Origin of the sequence: Pseudomonas rubra (assembly GCF_028656935.1) — a bacterium.
GTDB lineage: Bacteria > Pseudomonadota > Gammaproteobacteria > Pseudomonadales > Pseudomonadaceae > Aquipseudomonas > Aquipseudomonas rubra.
Map to the genome: position 1 here is coordinate 90,999 of NZ_JAMDGZ010000014.1, position 26,326 is coordinate 117,324.

The 26,326-nt window shown below is 61.5% G+C and carries 22 protein-coding genes; 12 read left to right on the plus strand and 10 right to left on the minus strand.

Annotation, left to right across the window (positions count from 1 at the left end; genetic code table 11):
• Positions 1–88: 88 nt before the first annotated feature.
• The 3 genes from lon (at position 89) to M5G17_RS07055 (ending at position 4,976) form a co-directional block, all read left to right on the plus strand.
• Positions 89–2,488, plus strand: coding sequence for an endopeptidase La (gene lon, locus M5G17_RS07045; protein ID WP_273892261.1), 2,400 nt, complete (start codon positions 89–91; stop codon positions 2,486–2,488).
• 146 nt (positions 2,489–2,634) lie between these two features.
• Positions 2,635–2,907, plus strand: coding sequence for an HU family DNA-binding protein (locus M5G17_RS07050; protein ID WP_115087902.1), 273 nt, complete (start codon positions 2,635–2,637; stop codon positions 2,905–2,907).
• 197 nt (positions 2,908–3,104) lie between these two features.
• Complete coding sequence (locus M5G17_RS07055) at positions 3,105–4,976, plus strand: SurA N-terminal domain-containing protein (RefSeq protein ID WP_273892262.1); 1,872 nt, start codon at positions 3,105–3,107, stop codon at positions 4,974–4,976.
• An 89-nt stretch (positions 4,977–5,065) separates the two neighbouring features.
• Here M5G17_RS07055 and M5G17_RS07060 read toward each other — a convergent pair whose 3' ends face one another.
• The 7 genes from M5G17_RS07060 to gloB form a co-directional block, all read right to left on the minus strand.
• Positions 5,066–6,676: an ABC transporter ATP-binding protein gene (locus M5G17_RS07060; protein ID WP_273892263.1), complete on the minus strand. Its 1,611-nt coding sequence runs from the start codon at positions 6,674–6,676 to the stop codon at positions 5,066–5,068.
• Between the two features lies 1 nt (position 6,677).
• Positions 6,678–7,697 (minus strand): ABC transporter permease, encoded by a 1,020-nt coding sequence (locus M5G17_RS07065; protein WP_273892264.1) that lies wholly within the window; start codon positions 7,695–7,697, stop codon positions 6,678–6,680.
• A 1-nt stretch (position 7,698) separates the two neighbouring features.
• Positions 7,699–8,772, minus strand: a complete 1,074-nt coding sequence (locus M5G17_RS07070; protein WP_273892265.1) for a microcin C ABC transporter permease YejB — start codon at positions 8,770–8,772, stop codon at positions 7,699–7,701.
• A 1-nt stretch (position 8,773) separates the two neighbouring features.
• A complete protein-coding gene (locus M5G17_RS07075; RefSeq protein ID WP_420793395.1) occupies positions 8,774–10,618 on the minus strand; it encodes an extracellular solute-binding protein in 1,845 nt (614 codons plus the stop codon).
• Positions 10,618–12,450 (minus strand): extracellular solute-binding protein, encoded by a 1,833-nt coding sequence (locus M5G17_RS07080; RefSeq protein WP_273892267.1) that lies wholly within the window; start codon positions 12,448–12,450, stop codon positions 10,618–10,620. Before M5G17_RS07080 ends, M5G17_RS07075 begins: the two co-directional genes overlap by 1 nt.
• Positions 12,451–12,572: 122 nt before the next feature.
• On the minus strand, positions 12,573–13,994 hold the full coding sequence (locus M5G17_RS07085; RefSeq protein WP_273892268.1) for a transglycosylase SLT domain-containing protein: 1,422 nt from the start codon (positions 13,992–13,994) through the stop codon (positions 12,573–12,575).
• 99 nt (positions 13,995–14,093) lie between these two features.
• Positions 14,094–14,873 (minus strand): hydroxyacylglutathione hydrolase, encoded by a 780-nt coding sequence (gene gloB, locus M5G17_RS07090; protein WP_273892269.1) that lies wholly within the window; start codon positions 14,871–14,873, stop codon positions 14,094–14,096.
• Between the two features lie 79 nt (positions 14,874–14,952).
• Here gloB and M5G17_RS07095 point away from each other — a divergent pair, with 79 nt between their 5' ends.
• The 7 genes from M5G17_RS07095 (at position 14,953) to M5G17_RS07125 (ending at position 22,277) form a co-directional block, all read left to right on the plus strand.
• Positions 14,953–15,711, plus strand: a complete 759-nt coding sequence (locus M5G17_RS07095) for a class I SAM-dependent methyltransferase (RefSeq protein WP_273892270.1) — start codon at positions 14,953–14,955, stop codon at positions 15,709–15,711.
• Between the two features lie 50 nt (positions 15,712–15,761).
• On the plus strand, positions 15,762–16,208 hold the full coding sequence (gene rnhA, locus M5G17_RS07100) for a ribonuclease HI (RefSeq protein WP_273892271.1): 447 nt from the start codon (positions 15,762–15,764) through the stop codon (positions 16,206–16,208).
• A gap of 144 nt (positions 16,209–16,352) precedes the next feature.
• The gene (locus M5G17_RS07105) at positions 16,353–16,772 is read left to right on the plus strand and encodes a GtrA family protein (RefSeq protein ID WP_273892272.1); all 420 of its coding nucleotides are present in this window, start codon (positions 16,353–16,355) and stop codon (positions 16,770–16,772) included.
• A complete protein-coding gene (locus tag M5G17_RS07110) occupies positions 16,729–17,709 on the plus strand; it encodes a glycosyltransferase family 2 protein (RefSeq protein WP_273892273.1) in 981 nt (326 codons plus the stop codon). The genes M5G17_RS07105 and M5G17_RS07110 overlap by 44 nt, the downstream gene beginning before the upstream one ends.
• Positions 17,706–19,130 (plus strand): ArnT family glycosyltransferase, encoded by a 1,425-nt coding sequence (locus M5G17_RS07115; RefSeq protein ID WP_273892274.1) that lies wholly within the window; start codon positions 17,706–17,708, stop codon positions 19,128–19,130. The genes M5G17_RS07110 and M5G17_RS07115 overlap by 4 nt, the downstream gene beginning before the upstream one ends.
• 24 nt (positions 19,131–19,154) lie before the next feature.
• On the plus strand, positions 19,155–19,928 hold the full coding sequence (dnaQ, locus tag M5G17_RS07120; RefSeq protein WP_273892275.1) for a DNA polymerase III subunit epsilon: 774 nt from the start codon (positions 19,155–19,157) through the stop codon (positions 19,926–19,928).
• 93 nt (positions 19,929–20,021) lie between these two features.
• Positions 20,022–22,277, plus strand: a complete 2,256-nt coding sequence (locus tag M5G17_RS07125; RefSeq protein ID WP_273892276.1) for an Orn/Lys/Arg family decarboxylase — start codon at positions 20,022–20,024, stop codon at positions 22,275–22,277.
• Between the two features lie 6 nt (positions 22,278–22,283).
• On the opposite strand, the gene M5G17_RS07130 is transcribed toward M5G17_RS07125, so the two are convergent.
• A complete protein-coding gene (locus M5G17_RS07130; RefSeq protein ID WP_273892277.1) occupies positions 22,284–22,502 on the minus strand; it encodes a hypothetical protein in 219 nt (72 codons plus the stop codon).
• A 150-nt stretch (positions 22,503–22,652) separates the two neighbouring features.
• Here M5G17_RS07130 and M5G17_RS07135 point away from each other — a divergent pair, with 150 nt between their 5' ends.
• Positions 22,653–23,207, plus strand: coding sequence for an NADPH-dependent FMN reductase (locus M5G17_RS07135; protein WP_273892278.1), 555 nt, complete (start codon positions 22,653–22,655; stop codon positions 23,205–23,207).
• 90 nt (positions 23,208–23,297) lie between these two features.
• Here the strand turns inward: M5G17_RS07135 and phnX are convergent, their stop codons facing one another.
• Both phnX and M5G17_RS07145 read right to left on the minus strand, forming a co-directional pair.
• On the minus strand, positions 23,298–24,125 hold the full coding sequence (gene phnX / locus M5G17_RS07140; protein WP_273892279.1) for a phosphonoacetaldehyde hydrolase: 828 nt from the start codon (positions 24,123–24,125) through the stop codon (positions 23,298–23,300).
• 56 nt (positions 24,126–24,181) lie between these two features.
• Positions 24,182–25,288, minus strand: a complete 1,107-nt coding sequence (locus M5G17_RS07145) for a 2-aminoethylphosphonate--pyruvate transaminase (protein WP_273892280.1) — start codon at positions 25,286–25,288, stop codon at positions 24,182–24,184.
• A gap of 112 nt (positions 25,289–25,400) precedes the next feature.
• Here M5G17_RS07145 and M5G17_RS07150 point away from each other — a divergent pair, with 112 nt between their 5' ends.
• The gene (locus M5G17_RS07150; protein ID WP_273892281.1) at positions 25,401–26,264 is read left to right on the plus strand and encodes a LysR substrate-binding domain-containing protein; all 864 of its coding nucleotides are present in this window, start codon (positions 25,401–25,403) and stop codon (positions 26,262–26,264) included.
• Positions 26,265–26,326 lie beyond the last annotated feature (62 nt).

Sequence of the window (26,326 nt, forward strand, 5' to 3'; positions counted from 1 at the left end):
CTTGTTTTTTTGCGGGCCTGCCCCCACATTAACTCCACGCTCAAATTCTATCGGTTTCCGGCCATAAGGCCGTTGTAGAGGCGAAATCATGAAGACCACCCTCGACTTGCCTCTCCTGCCATTGCGCGATGTCGTCGTCTATCCGCACATGGTCATCCCGCTGTTCGTGGGGCGCGAGAAGTCCATTGAGGCCCTTGAGGCCGCGATGACGGGCGAGAAGCAGATCCTCCTGCTGGCCCAGAAGAACCCCGCTGACGACGATCCGGGCGAAGATGCCCTGTACCGCGTCGGTACCATTGCCACCGTCTTGCAACTGCTGAAACTGCCCGATGGCACCGTCAAGGTGCTGGTCGAGGGCGAGCAGCGTGGTGCGGTGGAGCGCTTCAACGAAGTTGACGGGCATATTCGTGCTGAAGTCTCGTTGATCGACGAGTCCCAGGCCGCCGAGCGCGAGTCTGAAGTCTTCGTCCGTAGCTTGCTGTCACAATTTGAACAATATGTTCAGCTGGGTAAAAAAGTCCCGGCTGAAGTGCTCTCCTCGCTCAACAGCATCGATGAGCCTGGGCGTCTGGTCGACACCATGGCAGCGCATATGGCGCTGAAGATCGAGCAGAAGCAGGAAATTCTCGAAATCCTCGACCTGTCTGCCCGTGTCGAGCACGTGCTGGCACTGCTGGATGCCGAAATCGACCTGCTGCAGGTCGAGAAGCGCATCCGTGGCCGGGTCAAGAAGCAAATGGAGCGCAGCCAGCGCGAGTACTACCTGAATGAGCAGATGAAGGCCATTCAGAAAGAGCTCGGCGACAGCGAAGAAGGTCACAACGAAGTCGAAGAGCTGAAAAAGCGCCTCGATGCCGCCGGTTTGCCAAAAGATGCCTACGCCAAGGCCCAGGCTGAGCTGAACAAGCTCAAACAGATGTCGCCGATGTCGGCTGAAGCCACCGTGGTGCGTTCCTACCTCGACTGGCTGGTACAGGTGCCGTGGAAGGCACAGAGCAAGGTACGCCTGGACCTGGCCAAGGCCGAGGAAATCCTCGACGCCGACCATTACGGGTTGGAAGAGGTCAAGGAACGCATCCTTGAGTACCTCGCCGTGCAGAAACGGGTGAAGAAAATCCGTGGTCCGGTGCTGTGCCTGGTTGGCCCGCCCGGTGTGGGCAAGACTTCCCTGGCCGAGTCGATCGCCAGTGCCACCAATCGCAAGTTCGTGCGCATGGCCCTCGGTGGCGTGCGGGACGAAGCCGAAATTCGCGGTCACCGCCGTACCTACATCGGTTCGATGCCTGGTCGTTTGATTCAGAAAATGACCAAGGTTGGCGTACGCAACCCGCTGTTCCTGCTCGACGAGATCGACAAGATGGGCAGCGACATGCGTGGTGATCCGGCCTCGGCACTGCTGGAGGTGCTCGATCCCGAGCAGAACCATAACTTCAACGATCACTACCTGGAAGTCGACTACGACCTCTCGGACGTGATGTTCCTCTGCACCTCCAACTCGATGAACATCCCGCCAGCCCTGCTGGACCGGATGGAAGTCATCCGTCTGCCGGGCTACACCGAGGACGAGAAGATCAACATCGCGGTCAAGTACCTGTCGCCCAAGCAGATCAAGGCCAACGGCCTGAAGAAGGGCGAGCTTGAGATCGACGTCTCGGCGATCCGCGACATCATTCGCTATTACACCCGCGAAGCCGGTGTGCGTAGCCTGGAGCGTCAGATCGCGAAAATCTGCCGCAAGGTAGTCAAGGAGCACGCCGGTCTCAAGCAGGTGGCGGTTGTTAAGGTCGCGGGCGAGCAGCTTGAGCACTACCTTGGCGTGCGCAAGTTCCGTTACGGCTTGGCCGAGCAGCAGGATCAGGTGGGTCAGGTTACTGGCCTTGCCTGGACCCAGGTGGGCGGCGAGTTGTTGACCATCGAAGCTGCGGTCATTCCGGGCAAGGGTCAGTTGATCAAGACCGGCTCGCTCGGTGATGTGATGGTCGAATCCATTACTGCCGCGCAAACCGTAGTGCGCAGCCGGGCGCGCAGCCTGGGGATTGCTGCCGACTTCCACGAGAAGCGTGACACCCACATCCACATGCCCGAAGGCGCCACGCCCAAGGATGGTCCAAGTGCTGGTATCGGCATGTGCACCGCCCTGGTCTCGGCCCTGACCCAGATTCCGGTGCGTGCCGATGTGGCCATGACCGGCGAGATTACCTTGCGTGGTCAAGTGCTGGCGATTGGCGGTTTGAAGGAAAAATTGCTGGCCGCGCACCGTGGTGGAATCAAGACGGTGATCATTCCAGAAGAGAATGTGCGTGATCTGAAGGAAATTCCTGAGAATATTAAGCAGGATCTACAGATTAAACCGGTCAAATGGATTGACGAAGTCCTCCAAATTGCGCTGCAATACGCGCCGGAGCCCTTGCCCGATGTGGCTCCGGAGATTGTCGCCAAGGATGAAAAGCGCGACAGCGATTCCAAGGAAAGAATCAGCACACATTAGTACGTATTTGGCTGGGGGGCTTTCTTGACAGTATTTTCAGGCCCTTGTTATAAAGCGGCACTTGTGTCAACAAGCCACCCAGCGCTCGTTTAGCTTTTCATTACATACTTAGAAACAAACTCAATAGAGATATAAGGGGACTTAGAGTGAACAAGTCGGAACTGATTGACGCTATCGCCGCATCTGCTGATATTTCGAAGGCTGCCGCTGGCAAAGCGCTGGACGCAGTAATTGATTCCGTCACCGGCGCCCTGAAGGCAGGTGACTCTGTGGTACTGGTAGGTTTCGGTACCTTCTCCGTCACCGACCGTCCAGCGCGCACCGGCCGCAACCCGCAAACCGGCAAGACTCTGGAAATCCCTGCCGCCAAGAAGCCTGGCTTCAAGGCTGGCAAGGCTCTGAAAGAAGCCGTCAACTAAGTCGCTTCCTTCAGGCTCACGCCTAACCGAGCCAGGCTCGTGTCTGGTCCGGCTGCCGAGCGTCGGGTTACCTGTGAAGGTTCCCGGCGCTCGGCCAGTTACGAGAAGGCGCATCCTCGGATGCGCCTTTCTTCATATCAGGACTCTACCCACGCTCCACGGTTGGTTCATTCAGTACAACCGTTTCTGGGGGACGCATGCTGCAGAATATCAGGGACAATTCACAAGGTTGGATTGCCAAGACCATTATCGGTGTCATCGTGGCCTTGATGGCACTGACCGGCTTCGATGCCATCTTCCAGGCAGCCAGCAACAGCCAGGATGCTGCCAAGGTCAATGGCGACAAGATCAGCCAGACCGAGCTGAGCCAGGCCGTCGACATGCAACGTCGGCAGCTGATGCAACAGCTGGGCAAGGATTTCGATCCGGCCATGCTCAACGAGAACATGCTGCGTGAAGCCGCGCTCAAGGGGCTGATCGATCGCAAGTTGCTGCTTCAGGGCGCTGAAGAGGCCAAGTTCTCTTTCTCCGAGGCGGCCCTCGACCAATTGATCCTGCAAACCCCCGAGTTCCAGGAAGATGGCAAGTTCAGCGCCGAGCGTTTCGACCAGGTCATTCGCCAGATGGGCTACGGCCGTCTGCAATTTCGCGAAATGCTGGCTCAGGAAATGCTCATCGGCCAATTGCGCACCGGTCTTGCCGGTAGCGGCTTTGTCACTGACGATCAGGTCAACGCCTTTGCCCGTCTGGAAAAACAGACCCGTGATTTCGCTGCGTTGACCTTCAAGGCCGACCCGGCCGCCGTCAAGGTCACCGACGAACAGATCAAGGCGCACTACGACGAACACGCCAAGGAATTCATGAGCCCCGATCAGGTCGTCATCGACTACATCGAGCTGAAGAAATCCGCGTTCTTTGACCAGGTTGAAGTTAATCAGGACGAACTCAAGGCGCTGTACGAGAAAGACATCGCCAACCTCGCCGAGCAGCGCCATGCCGCGCATATCCTTGTCGAAATCAACGACAAGGCAAGCGAGGGCCAGGCCAAGGCCAAGGTTGAAGAGATCCAGGCGCGCTTGGCCAAAGGCGAAGACTTTGCCACCCTGGCCAAGGAGTTCTCCCAGGATCCAGGTTCGGCCAGCAACGGCGGCGACCTCGGCTATGCTGGGCAGGGCGTTTATGACCCGGCCTTCGAAGAAGCACTGTATGCGCTGAACAAGGGCCAGGTCTCAGGGCCGGTGCGGACCGAGTACGGTTTCCACCTGATCAAGCTGCTCGATGTACAGGCGCCCGAAGTGCCGAGCTTCGACAGCCTGAAAGACAAGCTGACCCGCGAGCTCAAGACCCAGCAGGTCGAACAGCGTTTCGTCGAAGTGACCAAGCAGTTGGAAGACTCGGCGTTCGAAGCCTCTGACCTGGCCCAGCCAGCTCAGGAGCTGGGCTTGAAGCTGCACACCTCGCCAGCGTTCGGCCGTGAAGGCGGCGAGGGCATCACTGCCAATCGCGCCGTGCTCCAGGCAGCATTCAGTACTGAAGTGCTGGAAGAAGGTGCCAACAGCACGGCGATCGAACTGGACCCGGAAACCATCGTCGTACTGCGTGTCAAAGAGCACCGCAAGCCTGAGCAACTGGGTCTTGAAGTGGTCTCCGAGAGCATCCGCAAGCACTTGGCCAAAGAGCAGGCGACAGCAGTGCTGAAGGCCAAGGCCGATGCCCTGATCGCCGGTCTGCGCGATGGCAAGATTGCCTTGGCGGCCAGCCAGGACGGTCAGGCCTGGAAAGTCCAGGAAGCAGTATCGCGCAGCCAGGAAGGCATCGACCCGGTCGAGCTGCAGGCTGTGTTCCGCATGAGCAAGCCTGAAGCCAAGGATAAGCCGGTGTACACCAGCGTCACCCTGGCCGATGGTAGCCTGGTGGTGTTGCGCCTGAGCGGCGTCAACGAAGGCGCGGCCGCCACTGAAGAAGAGAAGGCTGCCTACCGCCGCTTCCTCGCCTCGCGTGCCGGCCAGCAGGACTTCGCGGCGTACCGCAAGCAGTTGGAAGCCAAGGCGGAGATCACTCGCTACTGAGTGCTTGATGCTTGAAACAGAAAAGGCCGCAGATGCGGCCTTTTCTGTTTTCACGGGGCAGTAGGAGCGGGCTTGCCCCGCGAATATGCCTACTGAGCGACTGCTGGCGCCAGAAACGCCGCCTCCAGCAGCTGTCGAGTATAGGGATGCCGAGGGTCGGCAAAGATCTGCGCCGCCGTGCCTTGCTCCACTACCTGCCCTTGTTTGACCACCATCAACTGGTGGCTGAGCGCCTTGACCACCGCCAGGTCGTGGCTGATGAACAGGTACGTCAGGTTGTATTTGCTTTGCAATGAGCGCAGCAGTTCCACCACCTGGCGTTGCACCGTACGGTCCAGGGCCGAGGTCGGCTCATCGAGCAGAATCAGCGCCGGCTTGAGTACCAGCGCCCGGGCAATGGCGATCCGCTGGCGTTGACCGCCGGAGAACTCGTGTGGGTAGCGATGCCGCGCCTGGGGATCAAGCCCCACTTCCTGCAAGGCGGCAATGATGGCCTGTTCCTGTTCGGCAGCGTTGCCGATGCGGTGGATGCGCAGGCCTTCGCCGACAATATCGCTGACGCACATGCGCGGACTGAGGCTACCGAACGGGTCCTGAAACACCACCTGCATCTGGCGGCGCAAGGGGCGCACCTGCTGCTGGCTGAGGTTCTCCAGTGCGGCGCCCTGAAAGCGAATGGCGCCCTGGCTGCCGAGCAGGCGCAGGATCGCCAGGCCCAGGGTTGATTTGCCCGAGCCGCTTTCGCCAACGATGCCCAGGGTCTGGCCCTGGGGCAGGCTGAAGTTGATGCCGTCCACCGCCTTGACGTAGTCGACGGTGCGCCGCAGCAGGCCCTTCTTGATCGGAAACCAGACGCGCAGGTCCTCTACTTGCAGCAGCGGTGCACCCGGCGGGTTACCGGCCGGGCCGCCACTGGGTTCGGCGCCCAGGAGCATCTGGGTGTAGGGATGCTTGGGGGTGCGAAACAGTTCGTCGCAGGCAGCCTGTTCGACGATCTGGCCCTTTTGCATCACGCAGACCCGGTGGGCAATGCGCTTGACCAGGTTGAGGTCGTGGCTGATCAGCAGCAGGGCCATGCCCAGACGCGCCTGCAGCGACTTGAGCAGTTCGAGGATTTTCAGCTGTACAGTGACGTCCAGCGCCGTGGTCGGTTCGTCGGCGATCAGCAGCTCAGGCTCGTTGGCCAGGGCCATGGCGATCATCACCCGTTGACGCTGGCCGCCTGAGAGCTCGTGTGGCAGTGCTTTGAGACGTTTATGCGGCTCGGGTATGCCCACCAGCTCCAGCAGCTCCAGCGTGCGCTCAGTGGCCGCCTTGCCACGCAGGCCCTTGTGCAGCAGGAGGATCTCGTTGATCTGTTTCTCGATGTTGTGCAGCGGGTTCAGCGAGGTCATCGGTTCCTGGAAGATCATCGCGATGCGGTTACCGCGGATGCGGCGCATCTGCTTTTCGTCCAGGGTCAGCAAGTCGCGCTGCTCGAAGCCGATGGTACCGGACGGATGTCGGGCCAGCGGGTAGGGCAGCAGGCGCAGAATCGAATGGGCCGTCACCGACTTGCCCGAGCCGCTTTCGCCAACCAGGGCCAGGGTTTCGCCACGACGGATGTCGAAGCTGACGCCTTCGACCACCCGCTGGGTTTGATCGCCGCTGACGAACTCGACGGCCAGGTCGCGAACTTCGATCAAGGTTTGCTTGCTCATCTCATTTCCTCGGGTCGAAGGCATCGCGGGCGGACTCGCCGATAAACACCAGCAGGCTGAGCATCAACGCCAGCACTGCAAAGGCGCTCATGCCCAGCCAGGGCGCCTGGAGGTTGGACTTGCCCTGGGCCACCAGTTCACCCAGTGAGGGCGCCCCCGGTGGCAGGCCGAAACCGAGAAAGTCCAAGGCAGTCAGGGTGCCGATGGCGCCGGTGAGGATGAACGGCATGAAGGTCATGGTCGAAATCATCGCGTTGGGCAGAATGTGCCGGTACATGATCGCGCCGTTCTGCATGCCCAGCGCCCGCGCCGCGCGTACGTATTCAAGATTGCGTCCGCGCAGGAACTCGGCGCGCACCACGTCGACCAGGCTCATCCACGAGAACAACAGCATGATCCCCAGTAGCCACCAGAAGTTTGGTTGCACGAAGCTGGCGAGGATGATCAGCAGATACAGCACAGGTAGTCCCGACCAGATTTCCAGGAAGCGTTGGCCGGCCAGGTCCACCCAGCCTCCGTAAAAGCCCTGCAGGGCGCCGGCAATAACGCCGATGATCGAACTGAGGATAGTCAGGGTCAGGGCAAACAGCACCGAGATGCGGAAGCCATAGATGACCCGCGCCAGTACGTCGCGGCCCTGGTCGTCGGTGCCCAGCCAGTTCTGCGCCGACGGCGGGGCAGGGGCCGGGACCTTGAGGTCATAGTTGATGCTCTGGTAGCTGAACGGAATCGGCGCCCACAGCACAAAGCTGTCCTTGGCGGCGAGCAGCTCGCGGATGTAGGGGCTCTTGTAGTTGGCTTCCAGCGGGAATTCGCCGCCGAAGGCGGTTTCTGGGTAGCGCTTGAGCGCCGGGAAATACCATTGGCCGTCGTAGTGTACGGCCAGGGGCTTGTCGTTGGCGATCAGTTCGGCGCCCAGGCTCAGGCCGAACAGGATCAGGAACAGCCACAGCGACCACCAGCCGCGGCGGTTGGCCTTGAAGCGCGCAAAGCGCCGGCGATTCAGAGGTGACAGGTTCATCTCAGTGCTCCCGGCTGTCGAAGTCGATGCGTGGGTCGACCAGGGTGTAGGTCAGGTCGCCGATCAGCTTCACCACAAGACCCAGCAGGGTGAAGATGAACAGGGTGCCGAAGACCACCGGGTAGTCGCGGTTGATCGCCGCCTCGAAACTCATCAGGCCCAGGCCGTCGAGTGAGAAGATCACCTCGATCAGCAAGGAGCCGGTGAAGAAGATGCCGATGAACGCCGAGGGAAAACCGGCGATCACCAGCAGCATGGCATTGCGAAACACATGGCCGTAGAGCACACGGTTGGGGCTTAGGCCCTTGGCTTTGGCAGTGACCACATACTGCTTGTTGATCTCGTCGAGGAAGCTGTTCTTGGTCAGCAAGGTCATGGTCGCGAAGTTGCCGATCACCAGGGCGGTGACCGGTAGCACCAGGTGCCAGAAATAGTCGAGCAGTTTGCCGGTGGTGCTCAGCTCGTCAAAGTTGTTCGACGTCAGTCCGCGCAGCGGGAACCAGTCCAGGTAGCTGCCGCCAGCGAACACCACGATCAGCAGGATGGCGAACAGAAAGGCGGGAATGGCGTAGCCGATGACGATCGCCGAGCTGGTCCAGACGTCGAAATGGCTGCCGTGGCGGGTAGCCTTGGCGATCCCCAGAGGGATCGACACCAGGTACATGATCAGCGTGCTCCACAGCCCCAGGGAGATCGATACCGGCATCTTCTCGATGATCAGGTCGATGACCTTGGCATCGCGAAAGAAGCTATCGCCAAAGTCCAGCCGGGCGTAGTTCTTGATCATGATCCACAAGCGTTCCGGCGCCGACTTGTCGAAGCCGTACATCTGCTCGATTTCCTTGATCAGTGCCGGGTCCAGGCCTTGCGCGCCGCGGTAGTTGGAGCCGGCCACCGAGACTTCGGCGCCGCCACCGGCAATGCGGCTGGTGGCACCCTCGAAGCCTTCGAGCTTGGCGATCATCTGTTCCACCGGGCCACCGGGAGCGGCCTGGATGATGATGAAGTTGATGATCAGGATGCCCAGCAGGGTCGGGATGATCAGCAACAAGCGGCGAAAGATGTAGGCCAGCATGTTATTTCGCCCCTTCGGCCGGTTGCGCGGCGGGCGCGAGCGGCACTGCCGGCTCGACATCCGGCTTGATCCACCAGGTATTGATGCCGATGTCGTATTTAGGTGAAACCTTGGGGTGGCCGATGTGGTTCCAGTAGGCCACGCGCCAGGTCTTGATGTGCCAGTTGGGAATCACGTAGTAACCCCACTGCAGCACCCGGTCCAGGGCGCGCGAGTGCTCGATCAGACTTTGTCGCGAGTCGGCGTTGATCAGCTGTTCGACCAGGGTATCGATGGCCGGGTCTTTCAGGCCGATGAAGTTGCGGCTGCCGGGGTTGTCGGCGGCGGCGCTCTGCCAGAACTCGCGTTGCTCGTTACCCGGGGAGTTGGACTGTGGATAGCCACCGACAATCATGTCGAAGTCCCGCGAGCGCAGGCGGTTGATGTACTGCGATACATCGACCCGGCGAATCACCAGGTCAATGCCCAGGTCCGCAAGGTTGCGCTTGAATGGCAGGAGGACGCGCTCGAACTCGGTCTGCGCCAGCAGGAACTCTATGGACACCGCCTTGCCCTGGGCGTCGACCATCTTGTCATCGACAATCCGCCAGCCGGCCTCCTGCAGCAGCTTGTAGGCCCTGCGCTGCTGTTCGCGGATCATCCCGCTGCCGTCGGTCACCGGGTTGGCAAACGCTTGGCTGAAGACCTGGTCGGGGATCTTGCCGCGCAGCGGCTCGAGAATCTTCAGCTCAGCGGCGTCAGGCAGGCCGCGGGCAGCCATATCGGAGTTTTCGAAGTAGCTGCGGGTACGGGTGTAGGCGCCGTTGAACAGCTGCTTGTTGGTCCATTCGAAGTCCAGCAGCAGGCTCAGTGCTTCACGTACCCGTACATCCTGGAACAGCGGGCGGCGGATGTTGTAGACAAAGCCTTGCATGCCGGTGGGGTTGCCGTTGGGCAGTTCTTCGAGGATCAGGCGCTTCTGGCGCACCGCCGGTACGTCATAGGCGGTGGCCCAGCTCTTGGCTGCGGTTTCCAGGCGGTAGTCGAACTGGCCGGCCTTGAGCGCTTCGAGGGTGACGGTGCTGTCGCGGTAGTAGTCGGTGGTCATCTCGTCGAAGTTGTAGAAGCCACGGTTGACCGCCAGGTCCTTGCCCCAGTAGTCCTTGACCCGCTCGTAACGGATCGAGCGCCCCGGCTTGACCTCGGCGACCTTGTACGGGCCACTGCCCAGCGGGATTTCCAGGTTGCCTTTGGTGAACTCGCGGTTTTCCCACCAGTGCTTGGGCAATACCGGCAACTGGCCGAGGATCAGTGGCAGCTCGCGGTTGTTGTTGTGCTTGAACTTGAACAGCACCTGCCGTGGGGTCTCGGCGATCACCTCGGCGACGTCGGCGTAGTAGCCGCGGTACAGCGGCGCGCCGTCCTTGATCAAGGTGTTGAAGGTGAACACCACGTCTTCGGCCTGCATCGGCTGGCCGTCATGAAAGCGCGCTTCGGGGCGCAGGTAGAAGCGCACCCAGCTGTTGTCCGGGGCTTTCTCGATTTTTCCGGCCACCAGGCCGTACTCGGTGAAGGGCTCGTCCAGGCTCTGGGTCATCAGGGTGTCGTAGATCAGGCCGATGTCGTCGGCCGATACGCCTTTGTTGATGAACGGGTTGAGGCTGTCAAAACCGCCGAAGCCGGCCTGGCGGAAGGTACCACCTTTGGGCGCATCGGCATTGACGTAGTCGAAATGCTTGAAGTTGGCTGGGTATTTGGGCGCTTCGTCGTACAGGGTCAGGGCGTGTTGCGGCGCGGCCAGGGCCTGGCCAGCGAGGCACGCCAGCAACAGGGCGAAGGCCTTCAGGTGCGGGCGGGGCATTGGCATCATTGGGCGTTCTCCGAAGGCTTGATCCACCAGCTGTTGAGCCCCAGGGTGTAGGGCGGCGTGGCCACAAAGGCAAAGCGATTACGGTAGGCCAAGCGGTGGTTGTCGAGATACCAGTTGGGAATCATGTAGTACTGCCACAACAGCACCCGGTCCAGGGCGCGTGCCGCAGCCACCTGGTCTTCACGGCTCTGGGCGGCCAGCAGGGTGTCAAGCAGGTGGTCGACGATCGGGTCTTTCACGCCAGCATAGTTCTTGCTGCCTTTGGTCGCGGCCTGGCTCGAGTGAAAATACAGCCATTGTTCAAGGCCCGGGCTCAGGGTCTGGTTCAAGGTCATCAGGATCATGTCGAAATCGAACTGGTCCAGGCGTTGTTTGTACTGGGCCCGGTCCACGGTGCGCAAGCGCGCATCGATGCCAATGCTGGCGAGATTTTCGACATAAGGTTGCAGGATTCGCTCAAGGTTCGGATTGACCAGCAACAGCTCAAGCTTCAAGGGGTGCCCGGCACTGTTGAGCAAACGCTGGCCATTGAGCTTCCAGCCGGCCTGGCCAAGCAGGTCTAGGGCCTGGCGCAGAGTTTCACGGTTGATGCCGCGGCCCTCGGTGTGGCTAACCTTGTAGGGTTCGCTGAACAGTGCCGCAGGCAACTGCTTGCGGTACGGTGCGAGCAGCAGCCACTCTTTGCCTAGCGGCAGGCCGCTGGCAGCGAACTCGCTGTTGGGGTAATAGCTATTGGCGCGCTGATAGGCGCTGCTGAACAGCGTGCGGTTGGTCCACTCGAAGTCGAGCATCAGCCCCAGCGCCTGGCGCACACGGGGGTCGCTGAAGGCCGCGCGGCGGCTGTTCATGAACAGGCCCTGGGTCTGGGTCGGGATCTTGTGCGGGATCTGCGCCTTGATCACTTCGCCGCGGCGTACCGCCGGGAAGTTGTAGCCATTGGCCCAATTCTTCGCCTGGTGCTCGATGTAGATGTCGAATTCGCCGGCCTTGAAGGCTTCGAAGGCCACTGCGCTGTCACGGTAGAACTCATACTCGACACGATCGACGTTGTACTTGCCACGGTTGACCGCCAGGTCCTTGCCCCAGTAGTTGTTCACCCGTTCGAACACCAGCCGCCGGCCCGGCTGCACTTGGGTAATGCGGTACGGTCCGCTGCCCAGCGGCGGCTCGAAGGTGGTGGCCTTGAAGTCGCGGCCTTTCCAGTAGTGCGCCGGCAGTACCGGCATCTCCCCCAGGCGCAGGATCAACAACGGATTGCCGGCGCGCTTGAAGACAAAGCGGATGCGTCGCGGGTTGAGGATGTCGACCCGTTTTACTTCCTGCAGGTTGGTCCGGTAGATCGGGTGGCCTTCCTTGAGCAGTGTTCGATAAGAGAACGCCACGTCGCTGGCGGTAATCGGCTTGCCATCGTGAAAGCGCGCCTCGGGACGTAGGTTGAACACCACCCAGCTACGGTCGTCGCTGTACTCGACGGAGCCTGCGATCAGGCCATAGCTGGAGGTGGGCTCGTCACCGGAAGGATCGTACTGGCCGGTGCCGACCATCAGGGTTTCATTGAGCTCGCTCACCCCGTACTGCAAGAAGTTCGGGGTGGTGACCGGGCTTGAGCCCTTGAAGGTGTACGGATTGAGGGTGTCGAAGGTGCCAAATGCCATGGCGCGCAAGGTGCCGCCTTTGGGCGCTTGCGGATTGACCCAGTCGAAGTGGGTGAATTTGGCTGGATACTTGAGCGTGCCGAACTGGGCGTAACCGTGGCTTTCGCTGATCGTTGCGCCTGCGGGAAAGCTCAAGGCCAGGCTGAGTGACAGCAACAGGAGGGGACGTGTCAAGTCGAGATCCGATCCAGGCGGCTTGGGCTTTATTCCGGCTACAGTAACAGCTTGTATCGACTGGAAAAAGAGTGCCGCGTGGGCAGGGCGGGCGGCTCCGGTCAGCGACCGGAGCGCGGACCTCAGTGGTTGAGGTAGACGGTCAGGGTCTGGCCTGGCTTGAGGGCGTGGCCGCTACGCGGGTTCCAGCGTTTGAGGTGCTGCATCTCGACATTGAAGCGCTTGGCCACCAGGTAATACGAGTCGCCTTTGCGGACCTTGTACTGGGTGGGTTTCTTCTGGTTCTTGGCGCCAACCGGTTGGGCACTTTGCATCACCAGGGTCTGGCCGACCTTGAGGCCGTGGCCGGAGAGTTTGTTCCAGCGTTGCAGGTCCTTGACGCTGACCTTGTTGGCCTTGGCGATGCTGGCCAGGTTATCACCACGCTTGACCCGATAACGGCTGTTGCGGGTCGTGGTGGAGCGCGGCGCGGCTTCGGCCAGGGCGGCCTCGAACACGGCTTTCTTCGGCTGCAGGCTCAGCAACTCTTCGGGCTTCATGTTCGACAGCGAGGCCGTCAGCAATTGCGCCTTGGCCGTTGGCACCAGCAATTGCTGCGGGCCATCGACAGTCATGCGCTTCTTGAATGCCGGGTTGAGCTGGAACAGTTCGTCTTCGTCGATTTCGGCCAGGGCGGCGACCCGCGAGAGGTCCAGGCGGTCCTTGATCGCCACGGCTTCGAAGTAGGGTTCGTTGGCAATCGGGTTGAGGTTCACACCATAAGCCTGCGGGGTCATTACAACCTGTGACAGGGCCAGCAACTTGGGCACGTAGTCGCGGGTTTCCCGGGGCAGCGGCAGGTTCCAGTAGTCGGTGGGCAGGCCGAGTTTCTCGTTGCGCTCGATGGCGCGGCTGACCGTGCCTTCACCGGCGTTGTAGGCCGCCAGGGCCAGCAACCAGTCGCCGTTGAACATGTCGTGCAGGCGGGTCAGGTAGTCCAGCGCGGCGTTGGTCGAGGCGGTGATGTCGCGACGGCCATCGTAGAAACGGGTCTGGCGCAGGTTGAAGTAGCGGCCGGTGGACGGGATGAACTGCCACAGGCCAACTGCATGGGCCCGCGAGTAGGCCATTGGATTGTAGGAGCTTTCAATTGCTGGCAGCAGGGCCAGCTCCAGCGGCATGTTGCGCTCTTCGAGACGCTCGACGATGTAGTGGATGTACAGGCTGCCACGGTCGCCGGCGGTTTCCAGAAACGAGGGGTTGCTGGCGAACCACAGGCGCTGCTGTTCGATACGCGGGTTGACCGCAACACCGTCCTGCAGCACGAAGCCCTGGCGCATGCGTTCCCAAACGTCCTGAGGTGCTTGTTCCACCGGCTTGACCGGGACGATCAGTGGTTTCTGCTTGGCCCGTGCCTGGTAGTTGTGCGCGCGAACGCTGTCGGTTTCGTCGACTTGACGGGTGCTCTGGCAGCCCACCAGTGTGGCGGCCAGGGCCAGCGCACTGGCTTGGGCCAGGCGCGTCAGGGCGACGGACTTGAAGGTTCTGCGACTGTTGGACGACATTGGCTGGGACAAAGTTCCGGGCAAAAATGTCGGGCGATTCTAGAAAGCGGTCCTTCAACGGTCAACCTTTCAGAACTTTTTGTCACCAACCGAGGCTGTTTAGAACGTATCTTTCCAAGCCCGCAAGCCAGCAAAAACAGCACTTGGCGTGGGGTTTTTCAGGCCATTCCGTTCGTCTATTTTTTCTTTAACGGATGTTTCTGCGGTCCGCAGGAAAGGGTTGGTGAGTTTTTCCAGGGCCATGGTTGATGGCAACGTGATGCGATCTGCGGCCCTTAGTTGAGTAACGTCGTCGAAGCGTTGGCTAATATGCTGGTTTTCAGGCTCGACGGCCTTGGCGAAACGCAGGTTGCTTAATGTGTACTCGTGGGTGCAATACACCCGTGTATCGGCGGGCAAGGCGGCCAAGCGCTGCAGGGAACGGTGCATTTGCTCCGGCGTGCCTTCGAACAAGCGCCCGCAACCGGCGGCGAACAGGGTGTCGCCACAGAACAGCACGGGGGTGGAGATTTGCGGGCAATAATAGGCAATGTGCCCCAGGGTGTGTCCGGGTACGGCGATAACCTGGAAATCCAGGCCCAGAACGCGCACGCTGGCATTGTCGTCCAGCCCCCGGTCGCGGCCCGGAATGCGCTCGTGGGCGGGGCCCCAGACGGTTGCGCCAGTCCCCGCCTTGAGCTGCTCGACGCCGCCGACATGGTCATGATGATGATGGGTGATGAGAATATCGCTCAGCTTCCAGCCAGGGTGACGTTCCAGCCAGGCCAGCACCGGTGCCGCGTCACCCGGGTCGACCACTGCGCAGCGCTGCTTGGCAGAATCTTGTAACAACCAGATGTAGTTATCGGTGAAAGCGGGCAGGGCATCGATCTGTATCATGGTGCGATTCGCCAAACGGTGGACTTGGGTGCATCTTAGTAGTTATGCGCGCTGTCGAGAACCTTCAAGGGAGACTGCAATGACCGATCAAGCCTTCGCCCAGGCCGATCCGCAGTGGCTGGAGCTGATCAGCCTGGCCCGCGACTGGTTCGCCGGCCCACTCGGGCAATTGATGCTCAGCGAGGAACAACGCCTGCTTGAAGAGGAGCTGGGGCGTTACTTCGGTGGTTACCTGGTGCATTACGGACCCTGCGCTGAGGCGCCGCCCAAGGCCCCGCGGGTGCAGCGCAACGTGCGCCTGGGGGCGCCGCTGCCGGGCGTCGAGATCGTCTGCGAGGAGCAGGCCTGGCCGCTCAGTGAGCATGCCGCCGATGTCGTGGTGTTGCAGCACGGCCTGGACTTCAGCCTGTCGCCCCATGGCCTGCTGCGCGAAGCGGCCAGTAGCGTGCGCCCCGGCGGCCATCTGCTGATTGTCGGCATCAATCCCTGGAGCAGTTGGGGGGTGCGCCGGGTGTTCGCCCATGATGCCCTGCGCAAAGCGCGCTGCATTTCCCCTTCACGGGTCGGCGACTGGCTCAACCTGCTGGGCTTCGCGCTGGAGAAACGCCGCTTTGGGTGCTATCGTCCGCCGCTCGCATCCCCCGCCTGGCAACAGCGCCTGGCCGGTTGGGAGCGGATTGCCGGAGGCTGGCAGAGTGCAGGCGGCGGTGTCTACCTGCTGGTGGCCCGCAAGATGGTGGTCGGTTTGCGGCCACTGCGTCTGGAGCGTCGTGAACCGATGGGCAAACTGCTGCCGCTGCCGATGGCCAAGGTCAACCGGCGCCATTCCGAACCCTGAGTTCCGGGCCCCGCAGGCGCGGGGCCAAATCATTGATGAAAAGGCTGTAAATGAGCGATAGCGTCGAGATATTTACCGATGGCGCCTGCAAGGGCAACCCGGGTCCGGGCGGCTGGGGCGTGCTGATGGTGTGCAAGGGCGTCGAAAAGGAACTGTGGGGCGGCGAGCGCGAGACCACCAACAACCGCATGGAGCTGATGGCGGCGATCAAGGGCCTGGAAGCACTCAAACGCGAGTGCGAAGTGCTGCTGGTCACCGACTCCCAGTACGTAATGAAAGGCATCACCGAGTGGATGGTCAACTGGAAGAAGCGCGGCTGGAAAACCGCCGCCAAGGAGCCGGTGAAGAATGCCGACCTCTGGCAGCTACTCGATGAGCAAGTGGGCCGCCACAAGGTGAGCTGGAAGTGGGTGCGCGGGCACATTGGCCACCCTGGCAACGAGCGCGCCGACCAGTTGGCCAATCGCGGTGTCGACGAGGTGCGTGGCGTTCGCTGAGCGGGTACTGGCAGCTGCTGCAAGGGCGGCTGTGCTGAGTATGCGTGTGTTCCAAGCAACAAAGATATGCGGTATGACAAGGCGATTGTGAGCGGATTTTGCAGTTGACGTTCCTTTCACTTTCGCCTGTCTAGCCTGCCGTGCATGAACAAGTTCCCCCTCAAAGACAGATTGTTGCGCTACCTGGGCGTCGGTGCGCTGGCGACATTTGTCCATCATCTGCTGTTTGCCGGCCTGCTGCTGGTCTGGGCTCCCTGGACGGCCAGCGTCGCAGGGGCTGCGACCGGCGCGCTGGTCAGCTTCTGGGGCAATCGCCGCGCCTGCTTCCCGGCATCGGCCGGGCGCAAATTGCAGCCCTTGCGTTTCATCCTCGTCAGCCTCCTGCATAACCTCGGTAATGCCGCTGTGATGTGGCTGCTGCTCGAGTGCCTGTCATGGGGGCCCTTGTTGGCGCAGGCGCTCACCACCCTGTGCTTGACCCTGCTCGGATTCCTCGCCCACCGCTACTGGACTTATGCCGATGTCGATATCTTCACCTGTTACCGGACCACGCGAAGTCGCTGACCCGCAGCTCAGCATCATTGTTCCCTGCTATCAGGAGGAACAGTCCCTGCCAGCCTTTCATGTGCGGATTCGCGCGTTGATGGCACGTTTGCCGGTGAGCAGCGAAGTGCTGTACGTCGATGATGGCAGCCGCGATGGCAGTGTTGCGTTTCTGGAGCGCATGCAACTGGAACCCGGCGTTCGTTGCCTGTTTCTGAGCCGTAACTTCGGCAAGGAGGCCGCCTTGTGCGCCGGTATCGATCATGCCCGGGGCCAGGCTCTGGTGTTCATCGATGCCGACTTGCAAGACCCGCCAGAGCTGATCGAGCACATGGTCGCGCATTGGCGTGAAGGTTTCGAAGTGGTGAACATGCAGCGGCGCCATCGCACAGGTGATTCTTGGTTCAAGCGCACCACCGCCAGGGTGTACTACCGAATGATGGGGGTGCTGGTCGAACGTATGCGAATCCCCTCCGACGTCAGTGATTTCCGGCTGATCGGCCCGGCGCCGCTGGCTGCCCTGAGGGCGATGGATGAGCGCTCGCGGATGCTCAAGGGGCTGGTAGGGTGGGTTGGCTTCAAAACCATCGAACTGCCCTACGAGCGCACCGCGCGCAAGGCGGGCAGCAGCAAGTTCAACTTTCTCGGCTTGCTGGACCTGGCGATCAGCGGTGTGCTGGGTTTTTCGCGCAAGCCACTGCGCTGGTTCAGCCTGGCCAGCCTGCTGATCTGGGTGGCCAGTGTGGCGTACCTCCTTGCCGCACTGGTGGGCGGAGCACTGGATGTTCACCACCTGTTGATCGGGCTGGGTGCATTCCTGTGCGTCGGCGTGGCGATGGTCGGCGAGTACCTGGGGGCGACACTATCCGAGGTCAAGCGACGTCCCCATTACTTGCTCAAGGGGCAGAGTGTTCAGCGCGGCCCGCGACCTCGTCAGGCCCATGGGCGGTGGTCATGAGCGCATCGCGAAGGGAGCGCTGGTTGTGGCTGCTGCTGGCAACAATAGTGCTGGCGCGTCTGCTCGCCTTGGGTGGCTATCCGCTGATGGATACCTCCGAGGCGCGTTATGCCGAGATGGCCCGAAAAATGGTCGAGTCGGGTGACTGGATCACCCCTATGTTCGACCATGGCGTACCGTTCTGGGGCAAGCCGCCGTTGTCGTTCTGGACCCAGGCGGCGAGTATGCAGCTGTTGGGTGTCAACGAGTTTGCCGCGCGTTTGCCCGCCTGGCTGTTGCACCTGGCCAGTTGCCTGTTGATCCTGCACCTGGGCTGGCGTGAGCGCAGCCTGCAGGTTGGACTGTGGGCGGCGATCATCTATTCGAGCAGTGGTCTGGGGTTGTTGGCCAGTGGCGTGGTTCTGACCGACCCAGCCCTGGCATTTGCCTTGTTGCTGGCGGTCTATGGCTTCTGGTTTGGTATGCAGCATGCCGACGTTGGGCGAGCACGGCTGGGATTTGTCGGTCTGGGGCTTGGGCTGTTGGCCAAGGGGCCCCTGGTGTTGCCGTTGGTGGGCCTGGTGGCATTGGTTTGGACCCTGATATACCGCCAGTGGCATCGATTCTGGCGATTGCCTTGGCTGTCGGGCCTTGGCCTGATGGCGCTGATCGCCGTGCCCTGGTACGTGCTGGCAGAAGTGAAGACACCGGGCTTTCTGGACTACTTCCTGCTTGGCGAGCACTGGAGCCGGTTTGTCGACAGCGGTTGGGCGGGAGACCTGTATGGCAACGCTCACGCCAAGCCGCCGGCTACGATCTGGTTGTACCTGGGGTATGCCCTGTTGCCCTGGAGCCTTTGGTTGCCTGTGCTTTGGAGGGGCAGGCAGTGGAGAGATCGCTTCACCACCTTTGTGTGGGCCTGGGCACTTGTCACGCCGGTGTTCTTCACGCTGGCCGGCAATATCCTCTGGACCTACGTGCTTCCGTCCTTGTCCGCTTGGTCGTTGCTGCTGGCCAGCGCGATGGTCCGCGAGCAGCAGCGCTGGACGACGCTGGCGTTTGTCAGTGCGCTGAGTCTGCCGCTGCTGGCGGTGCTGATCACAAGCCTCGGCAGCCTGGGTGAGCGGGTGCAGAACCAGCGGGAAATCGTCAGCGCCTGGCAGCAGGCCCAGCAAGAGGAAATTGGCCCGTTGCTGTATCCCGGACGCCGCTCTTACTCCGCCGAGTTCTACAGTGATGGTCAGGCAAGGCAAGTGCGTACGGCTGATGAGTATCCGCAGGAAGGCACGTTCTACCTGTCCCGTCGAATACGGGACCTGGCTGCCCCCTTGCCGCTTGAACTCAGTTGCGAGCTGCGGTTTGAGGTCAATGCAAGCAGGTTGCTGCGCTGCCAACGACTCTCGGACACTTTAATCCGGGACGCGCCCACTGTGTTGCGTTAAAATTCCTCGTTCACCTTTCAGGCAATGCTGCAGGAGACCCTCGGCGTGGAGCTTCAAGACAACAGGTTCGTCGTCCTCGACACCGAAACCACCGGTATGCCGGTTACCGACGGCCACCGGATCCTCGAGATCGGTTGTGTCGAGTTGATGGGGCGGCGCCTGACTGGTCGCAACTTCCACGTCTACCTGCAGCCAGACCGCGAAAGTGACGAGGGCGCCATTGGCGTCCACGGTATCACCGACTCGTTCCTGCTCGACAAGCCGCGCTTTGCCGAGGTCGCCGATGAATTCTTCGAGTTCATCCAGGGCGCCCAGTTGGTCATCCACAACGCGGCGTTCGACGTTGGCTTCATCAACAATGAATTCGCCTTGCTCGGTCAGCACGAGCGCGCCGACATCGCCCGGCATTGCACCATCCTCGATACCCTGATGATGGCCCGAGCGCGCCATCCGGGGCAGCGCAACAGCCTCGACGCGTTGTGCAAACGCTACGGCATCGACAACTCGGGCCGTGAGTTGCACGGTGCGCTGCTCGACTCGGAGTTGTTGGCCGACGTCTACCTGAGCATGACCGGCGGCCAGACCAGCCTGTCGCTGGCCGGCCATGGCGCCGACGGTGATGAACAAGGCGAGAACAGTCGCGGTAGCGAGATTCGCCGGCTGCCGGCCAGCCGCCAGCCGGGGCGGATCATCCGCGCTAGCGCGCAGGAGCTGGAACTGCACATGGCGCGTCTGGAAGCCATTGCCAAGTCCGCCGGCGGCCCGGCACTCTGGCAGCAGATGTCCGAAAGCAACTGAGGCAATTTGCCGCGCAGGGGCGCTGGCGACCTTCTACCCTGAGGTGACACAGCGGGCAGTGACGACGCTGTCACTCGGAGGAGGCGCCCGCCCATGTACAAGGACCTGAAGTTTCCTGTCCTGATCGTGCACCGTGATATCAAGGCCGATTCTGTCGCTGGTGAGCGTGTCCGCGCTATCGCCCAGGAACTGTCTCAGGACGGTTTCAGCATACTCCCGGCGGTCGACTACGCCGAAGCGCGCCTGGTCGCTTCGACCCACCACGGCCTGGCCTGCATGCTGATTGCTGCTGAAGGCGCCGGCGAAAACACCCACCTGCTGCAGAACATGGTCGAGCTGATTCGCCTGGCCCGGGTGCGCGCACCACACCTGCCGATCTTCGCTCTGGGCGAGCAGGTGACCCTGGAAAATGCCCCCGCCGATGTCATGAGCGAGCTTAACCAACTGCGCGGCATTCTCTATCTGTTCGAAGATACCGTGCCCTTTCTCGCCCGCCAGGTGGCGCGGGCCGCGCACAGTTACCTTGATGGCCTGCTGCCGCCGTTTTTCAAGGCGTTGGTGCAACATACCGCGCAATCGAACTATTCATGGCACACACCGGGGCACGGCGGTGGTGTGGCTTATCGCAAAAGCCCGGTGGGCCAGGCATTTCACCAGTTCTTCGGGGAAAATACCCTGCGCTCGGACTTGTCGGTGTCGGTGCCCGAACTGGGCTCGCTGCTCGATCACACCGGCCCCCTGGCCGCAGCCGAAGCGCGGGCAGCAAAAAATTTTGGTGCTGACCATACCTTCTTCGTCATCAATGGCACGTCGACGGCCAACAAGATCGTCTGGCACTCGATGGTCGGCCGCGATGACCTGGTACTGGTGGACCGCAACTGCCACAAATCAGTCGTCCACGCGATCATCATGACCGGCGCGATTCCGCTGTACCTGTGCCCCGAGCGCAACGAGCTGGGCATCATCGGACCGATTCCGCTGAGTGAGTTCAGCCAGGCGTCGATCCTGGCCAAGATTCAGGCAAACCCCTTGGCCCAGGGCCGGGCGCCCAGGGTCAAGCTGGCGGTGGTGACCAATTCCACTTACGACGGCCTGTGCTATAACGCCGAACTGATCAAGCAGGAGCTGGGCAGCAGTGTCGAGGTGTTGCATTTCGACGAAGCCTGGTATGCCTATGCTGCCTTCCACGAGTTCTTTCGCGGGCGTTACGCCATGGGCACTTCGCGCAGTGTCGACAGTCCGCTGGTATTCAGCACCCATTCAACCCACAAGCTGCTGGCGGCCTTCAGCCAGGCGTCGATGATCCATGTCCAGGATGGCGGCGCCCGGCAACTGGACCGTGATCGCTTCAACGAAGCCTTCATGATGCATATCTCGACGTCGCCGCAGTACAGCATCCTCGCTTCGCTGGATGTTTCATCGGCGATGATGGAGGGCCCCGCCGGGCGTTCACTGCTGCAGGAAATGTTCGAGGAGGCCTTGGGCTTTCGCCGGGCCATGGCCAAGCTGCGCGAGCACATGGCCGCGGATGACTGGTGGTTCAGTATCTGGCAGCCGCCACTGGGTGAGGAGGTGCGCCAGGTTGAGACCGAAGACTGGTTGCTTGAGCCCCAGGCGGACTGGCATGGCTTTGCCGAGGTCAGTGGCGACTACGTGCTGCTCGACCCGATCAAGGTCACCCTTGTCATGCCGGGCCTGAGTGCGGGTGGCGCCTTGAGCGAGTACGGGATTCCGGCGGCGGTGGTCAGCAGGTTTCTCTGGGAGCGTGGCCTGGTGGTGGAAAAGACTGGCCTGTACACCTTTCTGGTGCTGTTTTCGATGGGCATCACCAAGGGTAAGTGGAGCACGCTGCTCACTGAGCTGCTGGAGTTCAAGCGCAACTACGATGGCAACACCAACCTGCTCGAATGCTTGCCCAGCATCGCCCAACTCGACCCTGTGCGCTACCAGGGCCTGGGCTTGCGTGACCTGTGCGACCAGTTGCATGTCTGCTACCGCAACAACGCCACGGCCAAGCAGCTCAAGCGCTTGTTCACGCGCTTGCCGCAAGTGGTGATGAAACCTGCAGATGCCTACGACCGGATGGTACGCGGGGAGGTCGAGGCGGTGCCGATCGAGCAGTTGCTTGGACGTATCGCGGCGGTGATGCTGGTGCCCTATCCACCGGGGATTCCGTTGATCATGCCGGGGGAGCGCTTTACCGAAGAGACCCGCTCGATCATCGATTACCTGGCCTTTGCCGCCGCGTTCGATAACGGTTTTCCCGGGTTTGTCGCCGATGTCCACGGGTTGCAGCAGGTAACCACGGCGCAAGGGCGGGAGTACACCGTCGATTGCATCAAACTGTGAGCGGCCTCAGGGGATGCGGGTGATCTCTACGCCGGTCTGTACCAGCTCGAAGCGGTCATCCCCCAGGTGGTTGACCCGATCGCCGATCGCCAGTCGGTAGGTGGTGATGGGCAGGGACAGGGCGCTGCCATCGGCCTGCAGGGTGGCTTCCTGGAACTCATGAACGGGATAGATGCGGCCTTCTGCGTCCCGTGCATGAAACTGTCCGACCAGTACTGCTGTCATTTACCGTGCAACCTCTGAAGAAAAAAGTCTCTGTCAGGCATAGACCACTGTTTTGCCTGGTAAGTTTAGCCCGAGCGGAAAAAAACTTCAGGCCCGCAGTGGATCATCTATACCTACAACTCCCTTTGTTTTCCACGACAGGAAATTGCCATGAGTCAGGTGTATTCAGTCGCCGTCGTCGTCGGCAGCTTGCGCAAGGAGTCCCTCAACCGCAAAGTCGCCCGTGCGCTGGCGGAGCTCGCGCCTTCCAATCTCAAGCTTTCGATCATCGAGATCGGAAATTTGCCGCTGTACAACGAAGACATCGATGTCGATCCACCAGCGGCCTACAAGACCTTCCGCGAGCAAATCCGCAACAGTGACGCGGTGCTGTTCGTCACTCCAGAGTACAACCGTTCGGTACCAGGTGTGCTGAAGAATGCCATCGATGTGGGCTCGCGGCCTTATGGGCAGAGTGCCTGGAGCGGTAAGCCAGGGGCGGTGATCAGTGTCTCGCCGGGGGCGGTGGGCGGCTTTGGTGCCAATCATCACCTGCGCCAGTCGCTGGTGTTTCTTGATGTGCCCTGCATGCAGCAGCCCGAGGCTTATATTGGCGGGGCAGGGACGCTGTTTGATGACAAAGGCAAGCTGTCGGAGAAAACCCGGCCGTTCCTGCAGACCTTTATCGACAAGTATGCCGTGTGGGTCGAACGGCATCAGAAGTGAGGCAGCCCATCGCGGGGCAAGTCGGTTCGCCGCATCGACGCTCCTGCCTGTAGGAGCGGCGGCAGCCCGACTTGCCCCGCGATGGCGCGATTACATCGCCTGGGGCATTTCACCTCGCGCCAGGCGCTTGTTGATGTCGGCAATCACTCCCGGCAGCTCGTTGATGGTGTCGATCAGATAGTGTGGGCGCGAGCCTTCGAACAACCCATGGATACGCTTGCGCTCGCTGCCGAGCTGGTCCGAGGCCAGCGCCCGGTAGCCTTCGTAAGTCAGGCCCAGGGCGTTGCCCGAGCACACCAAGGCCACGGTCCACATGCCGGCACGCCGCCCTTCGAGGATGCCCGGCACCGTGTCGTCGACCTTGACGCAGGCAGCGACGTCATCGATACCCAGGGCGATCACGTTAGCCAGGGCCTGGGCCGGCCATGGGCGGCCATTGGGGGTTTCGTCGGTGGCCACCACATGGTCGGCAACGTAGCCGTTCTGCGCCGCCAGAGCCACGACCTTGTCCATCACCACTTTTGGGTAGCCTGAGCAGGAGCCGATCTTCAGGCCCTCCTGGCGCAGACCGGTCAGGGTCTGCAGGGCGCCGGGGATCAGCGCCGAGTGCACGGCGATTTTTTCGATCTGCAGTGGCATGAAGCGCTCGTAGATGGCGGTGACGTCAGCATCGCTCGGAGTGCGGCCGAACACTTTGCGATAGCGCTCGGCGATCTGCGGCTGGTCGCACAGGGTGCGGATGTGGTCCCACTTGCCCATGCCCATAGGGCCCCGGGCTTCTTCGATAGAGACTTCGACATCGAATTCGGCGAAGGCTTCGACGAAGATCTGGGTCGGGGCGAACGAGCCAAAGTCGACCACGGTACCGGCCCAGTCGAGGATGGCGGCTTGCAAATGCGTCGGGTTGCGGTAGTTCATGTTCGGTTTTCCTTGAGCGCAAGTTTTCGCTGATCAGGTAATAGGAATTCGTGTTTTCAGATGTCCAGCACTTCCATTTCCCGCAGGACATCGGCGACGGCATCGACCGCAGCCTGCATCCCGTCTGGGCCGACACAGCCGATGCAGCCGACGCGGAAGGTCTCGACCTGGGTCAACTTGCCCGGGTAGAGGATGAAACCCTTGGCCTTGACCCGCTCGTAGAAGTCTTTGAACTGGTAGCGTGGATCGTTCGGTGCGTGGAAGGTGACGATGATCGGTGCCTGGATGGCGGCCGGCAGAAAGCTGCGCAGGCCAAGGGCGGCCATGCCCTCGAGCAGCGTCTTGCAGTTGGCGGCATAGCGCTGGTGACGGGCCGGCAGGCCGCCTTCTTCGTTGTATTGCAGCAGGGCTTCGTGCAGCGCCGCCACCACATGGGTCGGCGGGGTGAAGCGCCATTGGCCGGTCTTGGCCATGTAGGCATGCTGGTCCTGCAGGTCCATGGCCAGGGACGGCGAATTGCCTTCGGCGGCAGCCAGCGACTGTTTGTGGGCAAACACGAAGCCCATGCCGGGAACGCCTTCCAGGCATTTTCCGGAGGCTGCGATAAGGGCATCGAAGGGCACTTCGCGGGCATCGATCGGCAAGGCCCCGAACGAGCTCATGGCATCGATGATCAGGCGTTTGCCGTGGTGGGCGATGACCTGGGCGATTTCAAGCAGCGGGTTGAGAATGCCGGTGCTGGTTTCGCAGTGGATCAGCGCCACATGGGTGATGCTGCGGTCGGCGCCCAGCAGACGGTCGACGTCGGCGGCGGTGGTCGGCTGGTCTTCGGCTGTTTCAAAGGTGCTGTAGGCACGGCCCAGGACCTTGCAGATCTTCGCCAGGCGTTGGCCGTAGGCGCCGTTGATCAGCACCAGGACCTTGCCGTCGCGCGGCACCAGGGTGCCGATGGCTGCTTCCACGGCGAAGGTGCCGCTGCCTTGCAGGGGCACGCAGTGGTGGCTGTCGGCGCCGTTGACGATCGCCAGCAGTTGTTCGCACAGGCTGGCGGTCAATTGGTTGAAGTCGCGGTCCCACGAACCCCAATCGAGCATCATCGCTTGGCGGGTGCGGGCCGAGGTGGTCAGGGGGCCGGGGGTCAGCAGGACAGGGGCGTTACTCATTCCGGTAATCCTCGCAAGCGGTGGGCTGAATCTACGGGGCCTAAGTTGCAATTCTGTGCGTCATCAATCAAATTGTTTGTTGTTATGCCAACCATAAGTAAGGCCGATAAGTATGAACCTGTTTCAGCTTCGCGCTTTCGATGCCGTGGCCCGCGAGGGCAGCTTCACCCGCGCCGCTGGCCGCCTGTTCATCAGCCAGCCCGCGGTCACCGGGCATATCAAGGCCCTGGAGGAGCACTATCAGATCACCTTGCTGCGCCGCACTGCACGGCGGGTCGAGTTGACCGAGGAAGGTACTCGCCTGGCGGCCATTACCCGCGCCATGTTCGGCCTGGCAGAAGAAGCGCAGGCCATGCTCGAAGCCAACCGGCAGTTGCTCACTGGCCGCCTGGAAGTGGCGGCGGACGGCCCGCATCGGGTCATGCCGATGCTGGCCCAATTGCGTGCACGCTATCCAGGCATCACCGTCAACCTGCGTCTGGGCAATGCCCAGGAAACCCTCGCCGCATTGCTTTCGGAACACGCCGATGTGGCGGTACTGACCGAGGTTGAGCCGCGCAAGGGCCTGCACCTGCAAAGCCTGGGAGACTCGCGGATCTGTGCCTTGCTGCCGGCCGGACACCCTTGGGCGGCCAGCGTAGATGAACTGCAGTTGGCCGAGCTGGACCGGCAGATCATGGTGCTGCGCGAGCCCAGCTCGATCACCCGCCGCACCTTTGACCAGGCTTGTGGCCAGGCGGGAGTGCAGCCACTTGTGCTGCTGGAGCTGGACAGCCGTGAAGCGGTGACCGAAGCGGTGGCGGCCGAGCTTGGCATCGGTATTGTCTCGTCAGTGGAAATCAGCCATGACCCGCGGGTGGTGGCTCGGCCCATCGCCGCCTCCGGGCTGATCAACCAGCACATGCTCGGCTGCCTGGAGCGGCGCCGCGAGCTGCGCCTGATCCAGGCCTTTCTCAGCCTGGCTCCGACACTATGACCCTGGGCTGGTTTTTTCCGGGCAGGCCCCTAAGATGACGCTCAAACAACACAGCCAAGGCG